This is a genomic window from Paenibacillus plantarum, assembly GCF_013141695.1.
In the GTDB taxonomy this organism is placed as follows: Bacteria; Bacillota; Bacilli; order Paenibacillales; family NBRC-103111; genus Paenibacillus_E; species Paenibacillus_E plantarum.
Window position 1 is genome coordinate 28,054 of the sequence record NZ_WHNY01000075.1, and the last position, 22,239, is coordinate 50,292.

At 43.8% G+C, this 22,239-nt stretch carries 15 protein-coding genes; 4 read left to right on the forward strand and 11 right to left on the reverse strand.

The features are described 5' to 3' along the window. Positions 1–8: 8 nt before the first annotated feature. From GC096_RS28175 to GC096_RS28195, 5 genes are all read right to left on the reverse strand, one after another. Complete coding sequence (locus tag GC096_RS28175) at positions 9–1,592, reverse strand: response regulator transcription factor (RefSeq protein WP_171634904.1); 1,584 nt, start codon at positions 1,590–1,592, stop codon at positions 9–11. Next, the gene (locus tag GC096_RS28180; RefSeq protein ID WP_312886360.1) at positions 1,573–3,345 is read right to left on the reverse strand and encodes a cache domain-containing sensor histidine kinase; all 1,773 of its coding nucleotides are present in this window, start codon (positions 3,343–3,345) and stop codon (positions 1,573–1,575) included. The genes GC096_RS28175 and GC096_RS28180 overlap by 20 nt, the downstream gene beginning before the upstream one ends. A gap of 40 nt (positions 3,346–3,385) precedes the next feature. Next, positions 3,386–4,261 (reverse strand): carbohydrate ABC transporter permease, encoded by an 876-nt coding sequence (locus GC096_RS28185; protein WP_171634906.1) that lies wholly within the window; start codon positions 4,259–4,261, stop codon positions 3,386–3,388. 19 nt (positions 4,262–4,280) lie between these two features. Further along, on the reverse strand, positions 4,281–5,156 hold the full coding sequence (locus GC096_RS28190) for a carbohydrate ABC transporter permease (protein WP_171634907.1): 876 nt from the start codon (positions 5,154–5,156) through the stop codon (positions 4,281–4,283). Between the two features lie 74 nt (positions 5,157–5,230). Further along, the gene (locus GC096_RS28195; protein ID WP_171634913.1) at positions 5,231–6,550 is read right to left on the reverse strand and encodes an extracellular solute-binding protein; all 1,320 of its coding nucleotides are present in this window, start codon (positions 6,548–6,550) and stop codon (positions 5,231–5,233) included. Between the two features lie 370 nt (positions 6,551–6,920). Here GC096_RS28195 and GC096_RS28200 point away from each other — a divergent pair, with 370 nt between their 5' ends. From GC096_RS28200 to GC096_RS28210, 3 genes are all read left to right on the forward strand, one after another. Beyond that, positions 6,921–10,238 carry a pectate lyase-like domain-containing protein gene (locus GC096_RS28200; RefSeq protein WP_171634915.1) on the forward strand — a complete coding sequence of 1,106 codons (3,318 nt, stop codon included), beginning with the start codon at positions 6,921–6,923 and terminating at the stop codon, positions 10,236–10,238. Positions 10,239–10,386: 148 nt separating this feature from the next. Continuing rightward, the gene (locus tag GC096_RS28205; RefSeq protein WP_171634917.1) at positions 10,387–11,427 is read left to right on the forward strand and encodes an S-layer homology domain-containing protein; all 1,041 of its coding nucleotides are present in this window, start codon (positions 10,387–10,389) and stop codon (positions 11,425–11,427) included. A gap of 190 nt (positions 11,428–11,617) precedes the next feature. After that, complete coding sequence (locus GC096_RS28210) at positions 11,618–13,492, forward strand: LTA synthase family protein (RefSeq protein WP_171634919.1); 1,875 nt, start codon at positions 11,618–11,620, stop codon at positions 13,490–13,492. 683 nt (positions 13,493–14,175) lie between these two features. Here GC096_RS28210 and GC096_RS28215 read toward each other — a convergent pair. The 4 genes from GC096_RS28215 to GC096_RS28230 all read right to left on the reverse strand — a co-directional run bounded on the left by GC096_RS28215 (position 14,176) and on the right by GC096_RS28230 (position 18,490). Next, positions 14,176–14,718 (reverse strand): hypothetical protein, encoded by a 543-nt coding sequence (locus GC096_RS28215; protein WP_171634921.1) that lies wholly within the window; start codon positions 14,716–14,718, stop codon positions 14,176–14,178. A 518-nt stretch (positions 14,719–15,236) separates the two neighbouring features. Beyond that, on the reverse strand, positions 15,237–16,190 hold the full coding sequence (locus GC096_RS28220) for an NAD-dependent epimerase/dehydratase family protein (RefSeq protein WP_171634923.1): 954 nt from the start codon (positions 16,188–16,190) through the stop codon (positions 15,237–15,239). 27 nt (positions 16,191–16,217) lie between these two features. Next, the gene (locus tag GC096_RS28225) at positions 16,218–17,510 is read right to left on the reverse strand and encodes a UDP-glucose dehydrogenase family protein (RefSeq protein WP_171634925.1); all 1,293 of its coding nucleotides are present in this window, start codon (positions 17,508–17,510) and stop codon (positions 16,218–16,220) included. Beyond that, positions 17,507–18,490, reverse strand: coding sequence for a sugar phosphate nucleotidyltransferase (locus GC096_RS28230; protein WP_171634927.1), 984 nt, complete (start codon positions 18,488–18,490; stop codon positions 17,507–17,509). Before GC096_RS28230 ends, GC096_RS28225 begins: the two co-directional genes overlap by 4 nt. 237 nt (positions 18,491–18,727) lie before the next feature. Here GC096_RS28230 and GC096_RS28235 point away from each other — a divergent pair, with 237 nt between their 5' ends. Next, complete coding sequence (locus GC096_RS28235; protein WP_171634929.1) at positions 18,728–19,111, forward strand: hypothetical protein; 384 nt, start codon at positions 18,728–18,730, stop codon at positions 19,109–19,111. A 241-nt stretch (positions 19,112–19,352) separates the two neighbouring features. Here GC096_RS28235 and GC096_RS28240 read toward each other — a convergent pair whose 3' ends face one another. Both GC096_RS28240 and GC096_RS28245 read right to left on the reverse strand, forming a co-directional pair. Then, positions 19,353–20,495 (reverse strand): glycosyltransferase family 4 protein, encoded by a 1,143-nt coding sequence (locus GC096_RS28240; protein ID WP_171634930.1) that lies wholly within the window; start codon positions 20,493–20,495, stop codon positions 19,353–19,355. Between the two features lie 19 nt (positions 20,496–20,514). Then, positions 20,515–22,179, reverse strand: a complete 1,665-nt coding sequence (locus tag GC096_RS28245; RefSeq protein WP_312886361.1) for a CotS family spore coat protein — start codon at positions 22,177–22,179, stop codon at positions 20,515–20,517. Between the last annotated feature and the right edge of the window lie 60 nt (positions 22,180–22,239).

The window sequence follows — 22,239 nt, forward strand, 5'->3', positions numbered from 1 at the left end:
TGATATTGTTAAAATTTTGGAGGTGGAGCAGCAGGGTGAAGGACTGCTTCCTCCCGGAACTCACTTGGCGTTTTGCCAGTGAATTTCTTAAACACTTGACTGAAATATTTAATATCTTCAAAACCGACGGAGCTTGCGACATCGGCTATTTTGGCAGGGGATACGGTTAGAATTTCCATGGCACGATTAATTTTTTGTCGTGTCACATAGTCACCAAACGTAATACCGGCTTCCTTTTTAAACACTTCGCTCAAATGATTCGGATGCAGATGCACATATTTAGCAACCTGTTGCAGGCCAACATCTTTCCCCAAATTCTCGTGGATGTAGGCCATGGCTTTCTGTGTATGTGTGGCTTGTCCGTTCCCCAATCGATGATGATACAGTTCCATAACGGTCAATAAATATTGAAATAAGGCATCCTTCAGGACAATATCCCGTTTGACGACGAAGGCGATATTTTGACCATCCAGTGCGCCTTGTCGTCCCGTTGCTGTTAATACACGTTCCAGCCAACGATGAGCAGACAGGGCAGCTGAACGGACCAACGATTCAAGGGATTCGATCGTCATGTGCGGGTCGCTCAATTCCGAATGCATATGTCGCTGAACCCAGTTCTTCAATGCAACGGAGTCGTCCTCCAACAGGATCGAAGAGAGCTCGAGCTCCTCCTCGTGCGTACAGACAGTTTTGCCGCCTTTACGCTTAACAATGTCTGAATAAATCAGAATAGATTCATCGAGGTGATGTTTATAGCTAAACGCATAGTCCGCCGTGACATACGATTTATATAAATCAGACTGTTGCCCTACGACTTCACCGACGGAAATGCTGACTTTGCATTTGAGCAGCCTCTCGATTTTCTGCTTCGCTGAATCAGGATGATCGAAGAAGTCAGATGCGCTTGTTTTGGGAAGCGCCACGACAATCCGTTGCCTGTAAATCAACGTTTCACATTGCAAGATGTCGTTCAGCATATTGTCAACGGCGAAAAGCAGCAGAGAAATTTCCGATGCTGTTTCTCCCCATCCTTCAGCGGTCACCACGTAGGTTTGAAATTTGGGTTGCTCATGCTCATGTGAGAGAAATAGGAGAGGAAGGTAGTCCGGCAGCATAGCTGCATCAACTGCGGCGGATTCCCCCTCGATAATCCAGCGTTCAAACAAACGATTGCGAACTTCTTTGTTCTTATATTGATCCTGATTGAGATGCTTCCATTTATCTTCAATGCGCTGTTTGACTTGAAGGACGGTTTTCATAATCTCTTCAGGACGACTGGATTTCAAGAGATAGTCGCTGACTCCTTGCCGAATCGCTTGCTGTGTATACATGAAATCATCATACCCAGATAAGATTATCGTCTCGATATCAGGGATAATTTCTTTCGCTTTAAGGGCAAGTTCTAACCCATTCATATGCTTCATTCGGATATCCGTTAATAAAATGTTCGGACGTTCCTCAGGCATGCGGCGAAGCGCCTCTTCGGCCGAAACGGCTGGTTTAAGCAGCTCGAGTCCAATCTCTTTCCAATTAATGACTTTGGCCAAGCCTGTTCGGATGATGACCTCGTCATCAACGATCAAGATTTTCATGGTTATCCTCCAAAACTGGGATCGCAAATGACACACACGTGCCTTCATTCAATCGGCTCTCGATCTTGATCCCCGAATCAAGCCCGTAATGCAATTGCAGTCGCTCGTGCACATTACGCAGCCCATAACTGGCATCGTTAGCTTCCATGCCCTCAGCAGGGTATAAACTTTCAGTGACTTCGCGCAACCGATCTTCCGTCATCCCGATGCCATCATCCATCACCTTGACATGCATCGAATTGCCCTTTAGCTCAACATAAATGGAAATAACACCTGGTTCCTCTTTCATTTGAATACCATGAATCATCGCATTTTCAACCAATGGTTGAAGCAACAATTTCAGCATGAACGTATCGCTAAGTCGAGCGTCAACCACGTAATCCACGGTAAATTCATCTGGGAAACGGATGGATTGAACCTGCACATAATTGCGAATATGGGCTAGCTCTTGCGAGACCTTGCAATATTCTTTGCCTTTATTCAAGCTGAAACGCAAGAAGTCACTTAAGGCACCGACCATCTCGGCGATGCGATTCTCTTCATTGAGCAAAGCAATCCAATGAATCGAGGACAGCGTGTTATAGAGGAAATGCGGATTGATTTGAGCTTGCAATGCCCGCATATCTGCTTCTTTTTTGCGCGTTTCATTGTGTATGAGCTGCTTCTTCAAGGCTTCGATATGTGTGCTTAACAAATTGTAGCTGCCAGCTAGTCGCCCAATTTCATCTGAGGTGTATACCGGATAGTGGGGTAAAGGTTCATCAGGATTGATTTTGGTTAACAATCGGGTTAGCGATCCGAGAGGCGTGGTGACCTTACGAATGACGAATATGGTGAGAAACACATTGGTAAGGACAGAAAGCGCCACAGCAACGGCTGTTAATTGCAAAATGTACCGATTCTGCGCACTGTATAGCTTTGATGGAATAATGCCAACAATTGTCCAGTTAATCATCGGTTCTCGATAAAATAGAATGCTTTGTTGTGTTTTCCCGGCACCTGACGTCCATACCCCGGAAGAATAGCCGCGAACGCGATCTTTTATACCAGGGAACAAGCTATCGGCTTCTTGTGACAGCCAACTCTTCGTGGTTGAAGACATGATTTCATTCCGATCATTTAACAAAGCAACTTGGCCATAGCCATCGGCTAACTGTGGAACGGACCAAGTACGGGAGAGCACTTGCTCATCCACACTGATCGATAACCAACCAAGTGTTTGAAAGGTATTCATAGCGCGTACGGGTCGTATAAAGGAAAATACTTGTCGTTTCCCCAAATAATTCTCAATGTGATATAAGCCCGTCCACAACTTATCTGTTATCTGTTTAATGGCGATCTCTTGATCCAAACTCGAATTGTAGATCGTAGAGGTAGAGAGAGGCATCGTGTTATTGCTGGGATAAATGGTGATATTTGAAATGTAATCCTTGGTGTACACCAGATTCGTCATTAACCCAAGGATTTGTGCTTGCGCATCCAAATTCTCATCAGTTCGTTTCAAATACGATTGAATATCCCTTTGCCCGATCAGAAAAATAGAAATATTCTCAACATCTTTCAGAATGAATTGAAATTTGGCATCCATTTGCGCGAGTGAATTCAAGCCTGCTTGCTGCGCCTTTTCTTTGGTAATATCCGATGATGTTGTAAAAGCGAAAGTACCCAGAAACAAGAGGGGGATTAAGGTTGTGACAAGCATAATGAAGGATAGCTTACGCTGTAAAGAATAGCCGAACCACTCGCGCAACACGTGTCATCTCCTAACTCGTTGTCTGGATCGTTGAAATCAATCAGCCTTTTACAGCTCCCGCGGTCATCCCTTTCATAACTTGCTCTTGGAAGGCCAAGTACACGGCAATTGTCGGAATGACAGCGATCGTCATAGCGGCGAGCGTTAAGCCGTAGTCTGTTTGGTAACCATCAGCGAAATTAGCGATGCTTAGCGGTAACGTTTTTAAACTGCTTTTGCTAATAAAAACAAGTGCGAACGAGAAGTCATTCCAGAAATGCAAGAAGCTCAGGATAACGACTGTTGATAGGGCCGGCAGTGAGATTGGCAGCATAATACGCCAGAATACGCCCCAAAGTTTCGTGCCATCAATATAGGCAGCTTCTTCGATTTCTTTGGGTACGGAAGCCAAATAGGCAGTGAGAACGAAGATGGCAGTCGGTAATGCGAAAGCCGTGTAAGGTAAGATAAGCGCCCAATACGTATTCAATAGACCAATTTGTTTCATGAGAATAAACAAAGGTACTAATGTACTATGAATGGGAATGAGCATCCCGATGACGAAGAATGCCAGGATAATGCCTTTGAAACGGAATTTGATTCTAGCTAATACATAAGCTGCTAAGGAACTTAAAAATAGCGTAAGTGCGAGTGAGACCAGCGAGACGATGACCGAGTTGAGAAAAGCCGTACCCATTTTAGATGCTTGCCATGCGGTTACGTAATTCGAAAATTTCCATACTTGGGGCAATCCGAACGGATGATTAAAGAATTCACTATTCGTTTTAAATGAGGAAATAACGAGCCAAAACAACGGATAAAGCGTGAGAATCGCATATAGGGTTAAGAACGTCCAGAGTGCGCCTTGTTTCCATACTTGAAACGAGAACTTGCGGGTTGTCGCAGTCGATTTTACTTGAATGGGAATAGAAGACATAGTCAGCTTCCTCCTTTCGTTATACTTTGGATTTACGACTTGTTGCCCATTGGCTAATTCCAATGAAAATAAGGCTGATCAAGACGATTGTTGTCGAGATGGCACTACCGAATCCATATCGGTATGAGGAAAAAGTCGAATTATACATATACGTAGCGAGTAGCTCAGTTGCGTGAGCGGGTCCGCCCTTGGTCATGACATACACGAGATCGAAGGATTTTAAGCTACCAGAAATACATAGAATAATGGCAATTTGTACTGTACTCCACATCATCGGCAGGGTGACGGAGAATAACTTGCGTGCACCTTCAGCGCCATCGATTTGCGTAGCATCGTGAATTTCACCAGGAATATTTTGAAAAGCCGAGATGAAAATAATGAGATACAAACCGACAAAGCTCCAAATCAGAGGAGGAGCTAATGCGAAGATAGCGATCTTAGGATCTGATAACCATTGCAGCTTCCAAGATTCTAAACCTAGCTTCTCTAGGAGAAGGTTCAGAATTCCGATTTGCGGATGATAAATATATTGCCAGATCATTCCGATCACGACCGAGGACATGACCATCGGAACGAAGACGGCAGAACGGATGAACCGTTGAAGCGCATTGCTTTTATGCAGCAGAATGGCCAGAATGAGAGCAACTGGCAGCTGGCCGAACACAGCAACAACAAGAAAAATAAGGTTATTCTTTAAGGATGTCCAAAAAATAGGATCATGAATAATTTCTACATAGTTTTTCAAACCGATAAATTTCGCCGTACCAATACCTTTCCAGTCGAAGAAGCTATAGTAGCCTGACCAGATAACGGGGACAAACACAAATAAGGCATAAACAAGTATCGCAGGGGCAAGGCTCATAAAAACAAACCTGCGGACGTAAGCAGCATTCATCAATCTCACTACCTTCTTGTATGAAATTAGCCAGCCCTGCCACAGATGTGGAGGGCTGGTTGTACGATAACGTATTATTTACCTAATGACGCAGCTTGTGAGTCTTGAATTTTCTTAGCAATCGCTTCGGCACTTCCACCCATTAGAAGTTCTTGTAGACCATTATTGATAACTTCAACTGCAGCGGAGCTTAGTTTAGCATCATAAACCGGTGTGATTTTCGTTGTTTTCATAAGGTCATTGAGTTCAACGAATAACGGGTTTGCTTTGGAAGGATCAAGATCAATTTTGTAGCTAACCAATGTGGAGCTGTTCAGCGTTGCTTGTTGACCATCTGGACCAGATAGTGCATAGAACAATTTTTGAGCGGCTTCTTTTTTAGCTCCAGTAAGTTTCTTGCTAACGCCAAGTCCAGTTCCAACTACACCAGACGTGGATTGAGGATCACCTTTTCCACCTGCAATGGATGGCAGTAGAGCGATATGTGTGTTGGCAAGCAAATCTTTCGGTGCATTCTGAACGACGTCAGCCATTGCCCATCCACCATCGATGAACATCGCAGCTTTACCTTGATAGAACAGTTGTCTCATTTGGTTTTGATCAATACTGTTGAAGCCATCTTGGAACGCTTTGGCATTGCTTAGCTCTTGCAGCTTTTTTAAAGCTTGGATGAATTCAGGATCTGTAAACTTCACGCCATCTTGCTTAGCAGCTTTAAGGAACCAGTCAGAACCCGTCATACGATCAGCAAGTCCGCTGAAAATCGTGGATTGGGCAGCCCAGTTTGCTTTATTACCAAGCGCGATTGGAATGATTTTGTTGTCGTTGAACGTTTTGACAGCGGCCATAAGCTCATCCCACGTTTTAGGAACAGCAACATGATACTGATCAAGAAGCGCTTTATTGTAGTAAATAAAGGAAGTTGGAGATAAGTTCATAGGTACGGAGTAGATTTTGCTATCTACCGTATATCCGTCTAAAGCGCCTGGAATGAAATTGTTTTTCCATTCTGGTTTGCTATCCAAGAACTCATTGATCGGTTGAAGCAAGTTACCGCTAACGAATTCCTTCGTCATCGCATCTGGCCACATCACGAATAAGTCAGGCATTTCATTGGCTGCTGCTACGGTCTTCAGTCTCGTTTTTAAACCGTCGGTTGGAAGACCTTCAATTTCCAAAGTGATATCTTTATTTTGAGCTTGGAAATCATCCAGAATTTTACGCATAGCAACAGCTTTCGCATCTTGACCAGACCAGTTGTGCCAAATGGTAAGCTTTACTTTCTCGCCGGATGTGCCTTTATCTGCGGGAGCAGTTTCTTCGCCATTTCCACATGCGGATACAAGAACGGTTGTTGCAAGTAAAGCTGTAGAGATAAGTGTTAGTTTTTTCATGTTCGACCTCCTGATTGATTGACTCTACTTCATTCTAAGGATTTTCGGATGTTTCGTAAGGTGAACAGGATAAGGACCAGGGTAGAAAATGATCGGATATCGACCTGCTATTCTTCAGCATATCCATAAGTAAGGTAGAATAAGGCAAGGTCGTCGTTATAGTTAAAATATCCCAATACCTTAAGTAACTCTCCTAATCTTCTTAAGTTTACCGCTTTCATTACGATCCATATTTTTCTATGATGGAGATACCAACTACGAGTCAGCATCCTACTTTGTAAGACGAGAGGGTGATCGGAGCAATTATGTAATCGCTTACCAACGGAATGTGGAGCAGGATAGATCGTTTCTAATCTAAGGGAGGTATACAATGCGTAGTTTGAAAAAAATGGTTTCATCTGTATCGATGATGGCAATCGTTCTTAGTTTGTGGAGTCCTGGTGTTTCGAGTGCAGCAACACCAATCGGTGATGCCAATTCATCCATTTTTGGTCCAAATGTGTATGTATTTGATCCTGATATGCCTGCAGCTGACATTCAGAGTGCTGTGAATGCGGTGTTCACAAGACAGGAGTCCAATGAATTTGGTTCGGAAAGAGATGCTTTTCTTTTTAAACCGGGAACGTATAATGGCAATTACTTTATTGGGTTTAACACACAAGCTTCAGGGCTCGGGCTCAATCCAGATGATGTGCTGATCAATGGCGGTCTGAATGTGAATGCGGATTGGGATAATGGGAATGCGACACGAAATTTTTGGCGGGGGATAGAAAATCTGAGCATTAATCCAACTTTCAATTATACACCGCCAGCGCCAGCGCATTTCTCAGCAGGGACAACGCAAATCGCGGTTTCACAAGCAGCACCACTAAGGCGTTTGCATATTAAAGGGAAATTAAATTTGTTCGATTTTGATTCGGGGTGGGGCGCAGGATGGGCAAGTGGCGGCTTCCTCGCGGACTCCATCGTAGATGGTCAAGTAACACCGGCTTCACAGCAACAATGGTTCTCGCGAAACAGTCAGTGGTCGAGTTGGTCCAATGGGGTTTGGAACATGGTGTTCGTCGGTGACAAGAATACGCCAACTGGAAACTTTCCGGATCCGCCTTATACAGTAGTCGAGAAGACGCCAGTCATAAGAGAGAAGCCGTATCTCTATATCAATAACGCGAATGAATATCAAGTATTCGTCCCGTCACTTTCTCAGAATACACAAGGTGCAAGCTGGGCAAATGGCGCAACACCAGGTAATTCCATCAGTATCGATCAATTCTATATTGTACGTGCAGATGTGCCCGCAACAACGAGTGCTACGAATATCAATGCTGCATTGGCGAATGGCAAGAATTTGCTCTTTACGCCAGGAATTTATCACATTGATGATACAATTCGTATCAATAATGCGAATACAGTTGTGTTGGGCATCGGGATGCCGACGCTCATTCCAACGACAGATAAGCCAGCGATGACAATTGCTGATGTGGATGGCGTGAAGCTGGCAGGATTGCTGTATGAGGCGGGGCCAAATGCAACCTCGTCGTTATTAGAAGTCGGACCAACGGGCAGTTCATTAGATCACGCAGCTAACCCAACCTCGTTGCATGACTTATTTTTCCGTACTGGCGGAGCTGTTGTTGGGGAAAATAAAGCACAAATGACCATTAACAGCGATGACATCATTGGTGATCATTTCTGGATGTGGCGTGCTGACCACGGTGCAGGTGCAGGTTGGACAGAGAATGTTTCGACCAATGGTCTCATTGTAAATGGTGATGATGTTACCTTGTACGGTTTATTTAATGAGCATCACAATGAGTATCAAACCCTATGGAATGGGAACGGCGGTCGCGTTTACTTCTATCAGTCCGAGATTCCCTATGATGTTCCTAATCAAGCGGCTTGGATGGACGGAAGCAAGAATGGATATGCCTCTTATAAAGTAGCTGATACCGTTACGACCCATGAAGCTTGGGGACTTGGGGTGTACTCTTATTTCCGAGATGCAGCGGTGAAGTTGGAAAATGCCATCGAAGTGCCGAATACGGCAGGCGTCAAAATTCATCATGCGACAACCATTTGGTTAAATGGTACAGCGGGCAGTGAAATCACACACATTATTAATGGTATCGGCGGTCGTGTGTACGGGACATCAGGCAGCGCTCAAAGACAAACGATTAACTTCTACGGGACAGATGCTGGGGATACGGAAGCACCGAGCGTGCCTACTAATTTGGTCCTTAAAGAGACAGCGGCACATGATCGTGTCAAAATTGGATGGACCGCATCGACAGATAACCTCAATGTCACTGGTTATGATGTTTATCGTGATGGGACGCTCATTGGCCACACAACTACGGCTGAGTATCTGGACACTACAGTAAAACCACTGACAACTTACAGCTACACAGTGAAAGCCAAAGATGGTGGAAACAATGTGTCCGCGTTAAGTGCGGCGTTAAGCGTAACAACGCCGAAGAGAGCCTTAGATCGCTCTGCATGGACAGCAACCTCGACATCAGCGGATCCAGCAGCAAACCTCATAGATGGTGATATGGGTACGCGCTGGAGCGCAGGCAAACCGATGGCGCCAACGCCAGAGCAATCGTTCACCATTGATATGAAGGTACCTACAAGTATCAATAGCATTGAGTTGGATTCTACAGGCAGCAATAATGACTATGCACGGGGTTATGCGTTATACGTATCCAATGATGGTGCAACTTGGGGCAGTCCGATCGCCACGGGAGTGGGCAGCAACAAGCTAATCACCATTGATTTTGCTCCACAGGTGACGAGATTCTTCAAAGTTGTTCAAACAGGAACGAATTCCAGCTGGTGGTCTGTTCATGAAGTGAGAGTGTACGGGTCCGTACCTGCATCAGCTTCCATAGTGGGACCTACGACAGTCACAAGCGGGCAATCATTTGAGACGACGATAAATTTGTCTGATGTTGTTTCCAGTGTGTATGCACAAGATATTCAATTGTCTTATGACGCTGGATTGCTTGAATTTGACTCGGTGGAATCATTAAATCCTGCCATTACGATCATTGGTCAAAAGGTTGGAGCAGGACATATCCGCATCCTGACAGCGAATTTGGCTGGTGGTGATGTCAACGGACCGTTGATGCTACTACATTGGAAGGCGTTAGCGCCAAGTGACGATGTGTCCACAACGATCGTATTAGACAGTCTTGCCTTAGCTGATTTGCAGACGGCAACGAACCTTGGTTCAGCATCGGAAGTGATTCTGGTGAAAGCGATCGTCGATCTGTCGATTCTGAATAGTAAGATTGCTGCGGCGCAATCCTTGTATGATGCCGCAACAGAAGGTTATAGCAGTGGTCAATACGCTCCAGGAGCGAAAGCTGCCCTCCAGACTGCGATCGACGCTGCAAGAAGTGTTGCTGCGAATGTGGCGGTTACGAAACCGCAAGTGACGCAAGCGATAGCGAATCTGCAACAAGCTTTAGATGTCTTTGACTCGCTGAGATACGTTGGCGATCCAGGAGATCTGAATAATGATGGTATCCTCTCCGTCATAGATTTGGCAAACGTCGCAGCGGCTTACGGCAAAACATCCGCAGATACAGATTGGGCACAGTTCAAGAAAGCTGACTTCAACAGGGATGGCAAAGTGGATCTGGTTGATTTGGCTGCTGTGGCACAACGTATTCTGCAACAGTAAGATTTTGTTTATTAATAACGCGTAAGCAAGGTTAAGCAAGTTTAACATCGCCCGTCATGATACATTTCGTATAGTTTCATGGCGGGTGATCTTCATTGTACGGGAATGAATCGTTCTGAGTTCTGAGTGCTGAGGGAGGACATCGAACATGTTTTTGCGAAAATGGATGAAAATAAGCTTTGTACTAGTACTCTTTATAAGTTGGATTCTTCCTACAACTAGTTGGGCCTCTGAGGCCGATGAATCAGGCACATTTACGATGAAGGTTTCAACACTCATGCCGAATCAAGGTGACACCATTGAAGTGGTCATTGCGGGACAACAATTGACTGATGTCTATGCTTTCGAAATTAATTTGGAGTATGATCCTACAAGGTTAACATTCATAGATGCCAAATCCGATGTACCTGGGTTCTCTGTACCACCGAGTGTGAAGAATTCACATATTCAGCTTGCGCATACAAAGGTTGGAAAAGGGAAAGGATTTGAAGGTGAGCAATCCCTATTCAAGTTGCATTTTCAAGCGATCCAGAATGGAAACAATGAACTCACACTAAGCAGTGTGAAGATTGTAGATTCCAATCTTGGTAACTTTACGAAGCAAATAAATGCGAAATCCACACTTACGATACATCATCCATATGCTTTCGACGATCTTGATTCCTTCGATTGGGCGGTGGAGGCGATTGAAGATTTGGCTTCCAAAGGGATCGTGAATGGCACTGGTGAGAGGCAGTTCAGTCCTGATTCAGCGGTGACGCGTGCAGATTTCCTTGTGCTTTTGATGAGAGCGCTTGGCTTGAAGGGGACAGTCGGCCAACCATTTGATGATATTGAAGCTGATGCTTATTATGCACAGCCTGTAGCTATTGCAAGAAATTTGGGCATTGTGCAAGGAGACGAAGTGAATCAATTTCATCCTAAAGCTTCGATTACGAGAGAAGATATGATGGTGCTCACAGATCGAGCATTACGCGTATCGAATCATCTCACCCTTGTAGGAGATCAATCGGATCTAACTATATTTGAAGACGTCTCGTTGATATCTGATTATGCGTTCGCAAGTGTTGCTACGCTGGTTAAAATAGGGCTGGTACATGGCTACGCGAATCAAGTGTTTCCACAGGATACGACGAATCGTGCACAGGCTGCAGTTCTGATCTATAATTTATTAACTTATATCAAGTGACGATTTTATGGGAGAAAGCAGCAGTTGAAAGAACCTTGAGACACTCGTCTCAGGTTCTTTTTGTTTGTGGAGAGCGGCATATTGCCCTTTGCTGTCGCTAGATTGCAATATTTGTAAGCAACATACGCGAACAACTTGTGGTAAAATGGGGAAATCGGCTTAAAATCAAGAGGTATGAGGTGAACCGTTTTTGCTGCAATTATCATCCTATAAAAGAAAGACCTTCCGCAACACGATTCAAAATGTTCTTCAAGTAGTCGTGAGCAGCGAGAAGCTGACTTTGTATACGTTCTTTGCAATTCTATGGAAGTCCCAGCTCTTGCTGGCAGCTCTTCATGCTCCAGATATGGCAGGGATTAATATTGGCAAAATGTATTTCACCATCCCGCCTGTCATGTCGCATCTTATGTTTATCGTATTTGTCGTAGCCTTTGGACTATTCTTCAAAAAAAGAGGCCGTCGCAACTATTTGATCAGTGTACAGGTGCTGTTTAGTTTAGTATTGTTTTGCGATTTAGTGTATTACAGAGCCTATTCAGCGTTTCTATCGCTTCGCTTCCTTGCTCATCCCAATGGATTTAATCCTCTCGATTATAATCTGTGGACATTTATACGCGCGTTTGATTTATGGTTCTTTGTGGATCTTGTGGTGATTGCTGCGGTTGCACTGTTTCGCTTTAGAAACTCACCAATTCTATCCCGTCGACGTGAAAACAAAAGGCAGCCGATTCTGGCAGCTCTGCTGATCATCCTTGCTGTGGGTGTTGTTTCCTACGAACACTATCGTATTGATGTTAAGAATACGACGAATGGCGAGATGATGTTCTTTAATCTGAGCTGGGCTCCCTTTCAATCCATGTCAGATATGTCACCGATTGGCTATCATCTGTATGATGGGATACGGCTGTTCGGTGCATCGAACAGTATCAAGCTTGCTGATCAAGAACGTACAGAAGTGCAGGAGTGGTTAAAAGGAAACGCAGAAAGCCTTCCGGATAATAACTACAAAGGGATGTTTCAAGGGAAGAATCTCATTGTCATCCAGGTAGAATCACTAGAAAACTTCGTTATTGGTGAAAAGGTGAATGGACAGGAAATTACGCCGAACCTAAACCGTATACTAGGCAATAGTTTATATTTCAACCAATTCTATGAGCAGGTTAACAATGGGACGAGCTCAGATAGCGATTTGCTGACGACGACATCTGTGTACCCCATTCGATCGGGTGCGAATTTCTTTCGGTATCCAACCAACACATATAACTCGTTGCCAAAGTTAATGGAAGGTATGGGTTATCAGACGATTTCCACGCATTCGGAACCTGCGGGCAGCTGGAATTGGGTTGAGGCCCATCACAATATCGGGTACCAAACGAGTTGGGACCTACGTAAATATAAGGAAGACGATACTGTCGGTCTTGGTTTATCGGATGAGTCCTACCTCCGTCAGCTTGGGGACAAAATGGCAACTGTCCAATCCCCGTTCATGCTGCATGTCATTACATTGTCTAGCCATGGCCCCTTCGATTTGCCGGCGAAAACGAGATCGCTTCAGCTCGATCCAAGCTTGGATAAGACGATCATGGGTGCCTACTTTCAAGCAATCAATTACACAGACAAGCAGATTGGTGCATTCCTTGACAAGTTGGATCAATTAGGGATATTAGATCAATCAGTAGTTGCGATATATGGGGATCATACAGGTGTGCATAAGTACTATCAAGACCAGGTTGATGCGATTCCTGCCTTAGAAAATGAAGCCTGGAGAACGCATTCGCTGCAGCTCCCGTTCATGATTTACAGCAAAGGCATGCAAGGGGAGAAGATTCCCACCATCGGGGGGCAAATCGACATCTTACCTACACTTGCCTATGTGATGGGCGTAGATAAGGCGAAATTCGAGTCAACCGCGATGGGCAAAATCCTCGTGAATACGAATCGAAATTTCACCATTCTCAACAATGGTACGCTGGTTGGTGAACCGCAGGATGCTGAGAAAAACCATATTCTGCGATCGTTCCAAATCGCGGATTGGCTGCATGAAAGCAATTATTTTGCGGAATAGATGAAATGAGAAGAGCTAAGCGGATGCTTAGCTCTTCTTTGTGGCGCGGCGAGATATGGGGATTCGAGTTTCTCACACATTCTTCACGCCATGCTCCTTTTCCACGCTATCCAAGCCATCCACCCGATCCTCGTGATCCAAGCCATCCACAGCCAACCATGCTATCCTCTCGCACCTCGTCATCCGAGCCATCCAAGGCCAACCATGCTATCCTCACGATTCTCGTCATCCAAGCCATCCAAGGCCAAGCATGCTATCCTCGCACCTCGTCATCTAATCCTTCCAAGGCCAACCATGCTATCCTCCCCAGCGGGAGCGTGATTAACTGTAAAAAGTACAGCTAATTTAGTGCTTTTGGGTTCGGAAATTGAATTAGATGTAAAATATGTAGTTAATTAGTGTGCTTATATTATTTTTGAGCAAAATCATCAGTATTAGCTGTATATTTTCCAGTTATTCTTCTGAAATCGCCGAAATGATGAAATTTAACTGTTGGTTTTCCATTTATTTGAAATTTTAAGAAGAAGAGTTAGCTAGTTGGAGATCCTGAATTAGGTAAAGTAGCTGGAGTAGTTGGGTTGCAGTATGAGCTAAATTAGCATGAAACGGGTTAAGCACTTTATGAAATATAACGAAAGCCCAGCCCACATTCATGGGGCTGGGCTTTCTTATGGAGAAGATGCTTATTTCACTTCGGTAAGAAGGAATTTATCGTTCACTTTTTTCGTTGTATAAGTAGCGCCATCTTTCGTTGTGAACTTCACAAGCTCAGGCGTGTTGGCTTTATCGAAAGTAATTTCCTCTTTTTTTGTTTCTAAAATATTGGAAGCGAAGTATGATTTGGTGTTCGTTACGTATGTTGTACCAGCCTTCGTGTCTGTTACATAATGATTTACTAGAGGATCGAGCATCGCGGCATCGACGTAGCTAGCAAGAAACTTTTTAGCTGTTTCTTTATCAGTTGCAGCAATCGGATTAACAACGAAAGCGCCGTCTGCTGATTTTGCTTCAGCGAACAAGTAATCTACTTTTTCACGTGCAATTCTAGCAGCGATATAGCCTTTCATGTTTGTTGCATCTTGCGTTACTGCTGCTGTTGCTTGTGGAGCTGCAGTTGCTGACGCAGCAGGAGTAGGAGAAGTTGTAGAATCTTTGGAAGTACAAGCAACGCCTGTAACTGCCATAGTTAGTATAAGAAGCCCTGCAGCTGTTTTCTTCAATGTCATTGGGTACACCTCATCATTATTTATCTGCTGGCTTATATTGTTAAATAAACCGAATTCTATGCTAATTAGGATGGCCAGCAAGATAAAAATATAAACGATAAGTGTGGGAAATGCAACCATGAGAGCACGTGATTGTGCAGGGAAATGCTGGTTTTCGTTAATAAAAGTGATGGAAACGCTTATAATTGTGACGATTTGAAGAGGGATTAGATTTGACATTTTATAATAACTGGTTTTGATGTATCTAAAATGAATGATTTTTACCTTTATTTACAAATAATTGGTTTTTGAAGCGTTAAATGCGTCTATTTGTTGTCCAAATTTCGAATTTAGTTAGCGGTCATGGGAATTTCAAGCCCCGCGGCCCAGAGATCGTCGATAAAATCGACTAACGCGGTCGAAAAGGAGGCCCGCGGCCTTGAATCAGGGTACTGTATTCAACAGAAAAACTGGATGCTTCTACAAACGACTACATGTAGAAAATCCAGTTTTATGTGTGAATGTCCATAAGGGTCACCTTATAAATAAGGAGTCTGAGATAAGTCCATGATTTCGGCTTGTAATCCAGTCCGTAAATCGGTTTTCGGTTGATAACCGAGCAGTAATTGTGCCTTACTGATATCTGCCCAAGTATGTCGAGGCTCTCCAGAGGCCTTGCCAAGAAATTGCCTGTCTATTTTTCGGCCAAAAAGATCCTCAAGAATGGCGATACAATCAAGTACAGAAGCACGTTCTTTGCCTCCGATATTGATGGTTTCGCCAATGATATTCGCTGCATGGGCTGTTGCTGCGATGGCTTCCACACAGTCGCCAACAAATGTAAAGTCGCGAGTTTGGAGTCCATCACCGTTGATCGGGATGGGCTTATTGTGCCGGATATGCTGGATAAAACGATGAAAAGCCATGTCAGGACGCTGTCTAGGACCGTACACAGTGAAGAAGCGTAATACAACGATAGGTAGCTCATCTTTCGTAGCATAAACCTTACAGAGCTGCTCTCCAGTCAGTTTGGTGACCCCATATGGCGAGAGCGGCACCGTCGTAGCGGCCTCGTTCACTTGATTCGTTTTTTCGCCGTACACGGAGGATGTCGATGCATACACGATTTTACTGACGGGATAAGTACGACAACCTTCGAGCAGTCTTTGCGTAGCTTCGATATTATTGGTGACGTAGGTTTTGAAATCCTCCCCCCAGCTAGAACGCACGCCAGGCATTCCGGCCAAGTGGTAGACAACATCTACCCCAGGAAGAATCTCCTCCCACTGAACATGTAATAAATCCTGGTTAATGAATGTGAATCGATCATGCACCAGTAAATAGCGCAGGTTATATTCCCTAACTGGGACAGGGGTTGGCGATTTCTGAACCAAAGCATCCAATCCAATGACTTCGTTGCGAGGATCCTGGAGAAGCTTTTCACACAGATGCGATCCGATAAAGCCTGCTGCTCCTGTGACGAGTATTTTCATTCCATTTAACCTCCCATCTTAGAGCGATTATCTATTTCCGATACCATAGTAAGCATAGCCTAGCTTGGTCATTTCTTGGCCGTTCAGTGTATTTCTTCCATCAAAAATATAATAATCTTTCATAAGCGCTCTTAACTGCAGCCAATCTGCCTCTCGATAGTGTTTCCATTCCGAACAAAGGATGACTGCGTCGCACTGCTGCAATGTGATTTCAAGTGTTTCGAATTGTTGAACCATATCAGAGCTAAGAGCTTCAGGCAGCTTGGCAATGGGATCGTGTATTCGGAGGTTCACTTGTTTATGCTGTAATTGTTGAATGATAGATAGCGCGGGCGCTTCCCTTAAATCATCCGTATTCGGCTTAAAGGAAATGCCGAGAATCGCAATGGTTTTACCGCTGAATCCACCTATTTTTTGCTCCCATATGTTCAAAAAGTGTGATGACTGTGAGTTGTTGACGGCAACAACTCGTTCAAGGATACTCAACTCAACTTGTTGCTCTTTCGCCGTATATAAGAGTGCCATGCTGTCTTTCGGGAAGCAAGATCCGCCATAACCGATCCCAGCTTTTAGAAAATGAGGGCCTATCCGTTGGTCCAAGCCCATTCCTTTGGTGACATCAGTGACATTGACCTCCAACGATTCGCAGAGTCTTGCTAATTCATTGACATAGGAAATTTTAGTTGCCAAGAAAGCATTCGATGCATATTTGATCAATTCCGCTGTTCGAGGTTTGGTCACAAAAACAGGCGCTTTTATGCTGTCATATAAGGATTGAATGACAATTGCGGCTTGCTCATTATCGCTTCCAATAATAATGCGATCCGGATTCAGTGAATCAAACAAGGCACTGCCTTCCCGAAGGAACTCGGGGTTAGATACAACATCGAAGGGGTGGGGATGGATTTGAGATTCTTTGACCCACTCGACTAATTTACGATTTGTGTCTATAGGAACTGTGCTTTTCACAGTAATAATTTTATAGTCATCCATGAAGGTTCCAATACTTTGGGCGGCTCCTCGTACTGCCTGAAGATCAGCGCTTCCATCTTTATCCGAGGGTGTGCCAACACATATGAAAATGATGTCGTTCTGACGAATGCCCATCTCGGGAGAGGAAATGAAATTGATTTTACCAGATGCAATATGTTTTTGTAATAACAGGTCTAGCCCTGGTTCATAAAAAGATAACTTACCTTGAGATAATGCCTCTACTTTTCTCGTATCTGTATCTAACCCTGTAACTTGCCATCCCAGTTCGGCAAATACTAAGCCAGTTGTAACGCCTACATACCCCATACCCATGATTAAGATATTCATTTTCCTGACCCTCCGTCTTCTTGCACAAACACCGACTGTGGACTGATAATCGAGTTCGTCATTGGATAGTGGTTAGGATTAAGAATGGCGTACTCTAGCAAAATGCTGTTTTCTAATATACAACTTTCAAGTCTGACATTGGGTCCGATCGTCACGTAAGGTCCGATCACACAATTAATCAATTCAGCACTAGGGGCGATGCATACAGGTGGGATTATCGTAGTTCCTGGGTAATCTGTTGGAGTTGTTAACAAACCTTCTTCGTCTAACTGCTTCAACATCCACCTATTCGCTTCTAGCCACCCTTCCATAGTTCCAACATCGGAGAAATTCTTATTTGTTGTTTGATAGGCAACCGAATATTGTTGATGAATCAGCCACTGAATAGCATCTGTAATTTCGTATTCGCCTCTGGCGGAGGGACTAATCGCATGCACCGCTTTAAATATACTTGGTTTAAACGCATAACTCCCCAGAACCGCAAGATCTGACTTGGGTTCTGAAGGCTTTTCTTCCAGACCAATAATGCGATCTTTATTCACTTCGGCAATTCCAAATTGCTTTGGATTCGTCACTTTTCTTAGAAGAATGGCTGCATCATGGTTCCCATGTGTAATGGCGTGACATAAGCCATGAAGATCTTGCGTAATCAAATTATCCCCAAGAAGCAGCAAGAAAGGTTCGTTGTCAATGAAAGATTCTGCCTGTTTCACAGCGTCTGAAATACCCAAAGGATTAATTTGAAAAATATATGTGATGTTTACATTCCACCTCTCGCCAGCACCTACTTCTTCCATAAACATGGCATGAAGGTTGGGCCGAATTACAATTCCGATCTCGTCGATGCCTAATTCCACTAGCTTTTCAATGCCGTAATGAATTAAGGGTTTATTCGCCACTGGAAGCAGACCTTTAGGTTTTATATTGGTAAAAGGTTGGAGTCTAGTACCATTGCCTGCACAGAGAATTAATCCTTTCATAAGCTTTTACCTCCTTGTCTATATGAAGACATTATTAATTTATGATGAAGAATTATGAAATGTAAGGGCTATTCACAGGGAAAATAAGCTGATATGTATACGTTCATGGAAAATGTCCTAGCGGACAAACATAATCCGCCAATCTACTCTATCAAGAGCCTAAGCATGAGGTAGGAAATATCATAGTATACAGGGAGACTTAAAAGTTTCTAATTTATGGCGAGGGGAATGATTTTTTTGGAAAGTTTAGAACAATTACTCAGTTATTTAAAAGCACATCCTGAAGTAACAGAACTCTCATTGGAGTTTGAAAATGGTGACAAAAACAAGGTTGATTTAACAGAAATTAATGATTTAATGAAAGACATCGCTTGGGCTGAAGTTGATGAAGTTGAGATTGAATTAGCAGACGGTTCCAAGATAGCGTTTGGTGCAGAAGATGACGAAGAAGACGAAGAAGACGAAGAAGATCAAGAAGATGAAGAAGATGAAGAAGACGAAGACGAAGAAGTAACAGCACCGGTTGTAAACGCTGAAGAAGAAGAAGAAGAAGAAGAAGAAGAAGAAGATGACGACGACGACGACGACGATGATGATGAGGAAGAAGAAGAAGAAGCATAAGTAATCGTATTAAAGTTATCCAATAGACTAGGCAAGTAAGGAAACCTCTTACTCTTGCTATGGCTTCTGCTAGTTTTGCAGATGTACCATACTTGTAGAAAGGGGTTTTCCTGCACTTCGGTATCCGTAATTAGCCATACTTGCTCTGAGACTCACTGCAAATAAAGTGGGCTGTCCCTAAGTAGAAGTGTCTACTTGTGGGACAGCCAGTTAAGTTAACTAGAAATCTGCAAATGTATACTTATCGTTGTTCCCAGACGGCAAGAATTTCCTGAGCTACGCGTTCCCATGGGAAATATTGTTCTGCCAATCTTCGTCCGTTAAGTCCCATATGTCGTGCATGGTTCATATCAGACAACAAGGAATTAAGTTTCTGAGCATATTCGCTCGGATCTTCAGGGTTATCGACGAGTAATCCATTATTATTCTTAACAATCTCTGGATTGCCACCTCGAGCTGTTGTAAGGAAGGGTAAGCCAGCGGCCATAGCTTCATAATGTACACGTGCTAACGGCTCCTGCCAAATAGATGTACATACAAAGACATCTCCTGCGCAGAACCAGCGGTGGACATCTTGCGCTTGAACATAGCCGGTTGTTATGACTGGCAGAGGTGAGCGCACGGCAAGTGCTCTGACGTAAGCGACATAGTCACTGACCGAGTTATCGCTGAACCAGGCGCCACCGACAACAACGAGTACTGCATCAGAATGGTTGATTTGAGACATTGCTCGCACCAACACATGAGGACCTTTATTACGAGTTAACCGCCCCACAAACAAAATGACTTTCTTATTGGAGAGGTTGTGTTCTGCTCTAAGGCTTTCACGAGCGTTCCTTGCCTGTTCGGATTCCAACCATGGAGCAAAGCGATTCAGGTCAACGCCGGAATATATCGGTTTTATTTTACCAGCTGCTTGTGGGTAGTAATCACAGATTGCCGTTCCGATATACTGGCTAATCGTAATAATACGTTCCGTTTGTTCAATAACTTGAGTACCCTCGGTAAGGTTAATCTTAAAAGGATTGAACATATCATTATGCATACTTAGAATAATCCGCGATGTAGGCGCAACTTCCCTAACAGGAAGGACTAGTAAAGGGCGGTTGAAAATTTGAATAATATCATAGTGTTCCGGCGTATGTTGTAGAAATTGGATAACCCCTGCAGCGTATGATTCAAGTAGACCATGTGATTCCACACGAACATAGTGGATACCATTCGTGACTTCATCGTTGGGCAAATCTGGGTCCGTTCTACCTAAAATGGTAATTCTGTGATGTTTACTTAGTAGCGAAGCCACACCGTCAATATAGGTTTGAATAGCTCCCCCTCGAATGTTGGGGACAGGCAGCTTTTCCGTACAAATCATCAGAATGTTCACGAGTTAACAGCTTCCTTTCTCAGGCAGTCCTTTTTCTAGGGGGAATCTGCCTTTTATTCCACGGTGGAGGTACTTTCTTAGTTGTTCGAGGTTGTTGTATTTTTTTCATTGTTGGTTTCACTACACGTTTAATAGGCTTCTTAAGTCCTAGTTTACGTTTCATTGGTTTCTTCCGAGAACGAGATACAGGCTTCATTTTATTCTTTGCAAGCCATTTTTTGTAACTTTTGTATCCGTAAAAGACTTTAACACCTGAGGAACGCTTCCATTTTGTGAGTCTTTTTAATTTTCTGCGTTTCAGATAACGAGTTTTCTTGATGATTCTAGTTTTTCTCATAGCGCGTCGCTTCCTTGGAACGCGAAGTTTAAATTGCTTTTGTCCGCGAGCAGGGAGTTGAATGAGTACTGGCATTGGAGGCACGGTAACAGCAGCGGGGTCTCCTGCATGAACGGGCTCTAGTACTGGCGTTTGTGGAAGAGCAGGCATTTCGGAATTAATAGGCGTTAGAATAGCTTCTGGAAGCACAAAAGACGGACGTTGAATAGACGGTTTGACGTATTCCGACGAGTAGTCTCCAGCCGGGTAATTAGCCTTATCTTTTTCAAGCTCCGTTAATGCTTGCCATTTACTTGCTTCAGTAGTCATCACTCTTTGAAGAATTGAAGCAAGCTCAGTGTCGAGGAATACTTGCGGATTAAATACGATTTCTTTGACATGCTTATAAAATTCATTAGGAAAAGCCATATCAATCCACAAGATTTCAAAGGTTTCTTGATCAAGAGGATTTGCTTTATGATAGGCTTCAATCATGCCCCGAATCCAAGTTAAATCCCACACACCCATATCATCCATGGTGCTAGTAATTAATTTCCTTAGATCTCGAATCGGTAAATCGTAGGAAACACCGTCTAAATCGATCACCCAGATACCGCCGGGCCCCATTTGACCGTTCGACCATCCAAAATCTTGATGGGCAAGTCCCCAATGGGGTTCACCTTTTGCGGCCATCTGTTGGTAAGGGGAATTTTGGAAACGTTGATACATGTCGTTAGCTTGCTTCTTGAATTCTTCAATAACGGCAAGTAAGTCTGCGCTTGCTGCAGTGTCAGAGTAGGCGAGAGCGATATCCTGGAACCATCCAATTTTGGCAATTATTTTTTCATAATATTTGCCCCATCCGTAGATGCGCGAGGATTTCTCCGAACCGCTAGGAGGGACATAGCCTTTGGAATTATTGTGGAATTCGCCTAAGCCAAAGCACAGCTGAGAAGCACCTTCCAAGTCGACTTTGGATACGGGCACTAGGGGTTCAATCCAGTCAGTAACAATCCAGAGTTTACCGCCTGCTTCAACGTAGAAATTGCCTTCCCTCGTTGGGATGAAAGATGGAACTCGGTGACCTAAACCAGACATGTAGGATTGAGCTCCAACACTGAAAAGACTTCTTCTAGGTCGTCTGTGCAAACATTTAATACTGAGATTACCCTTACTTGTGCTGATTTTCCAAATAGCTCCACCTTTATCTGGCTTTGAAGTAATCAAGAGCATATCATTGACTTGAAAATCATAATGTCCCATGACTTCTCGTGCCAGCATTTCTAACCCAGGAGGAACATACATGTTAGCTACGATTCCTGGCTCTAAGACGTCATCGATCCAGGGAACGATTTGATAATTTTCCACCACCATCACTCCATCACGTATTTTAAAGTGAATTGTACGTTCTAAAACACTTACTTCTGC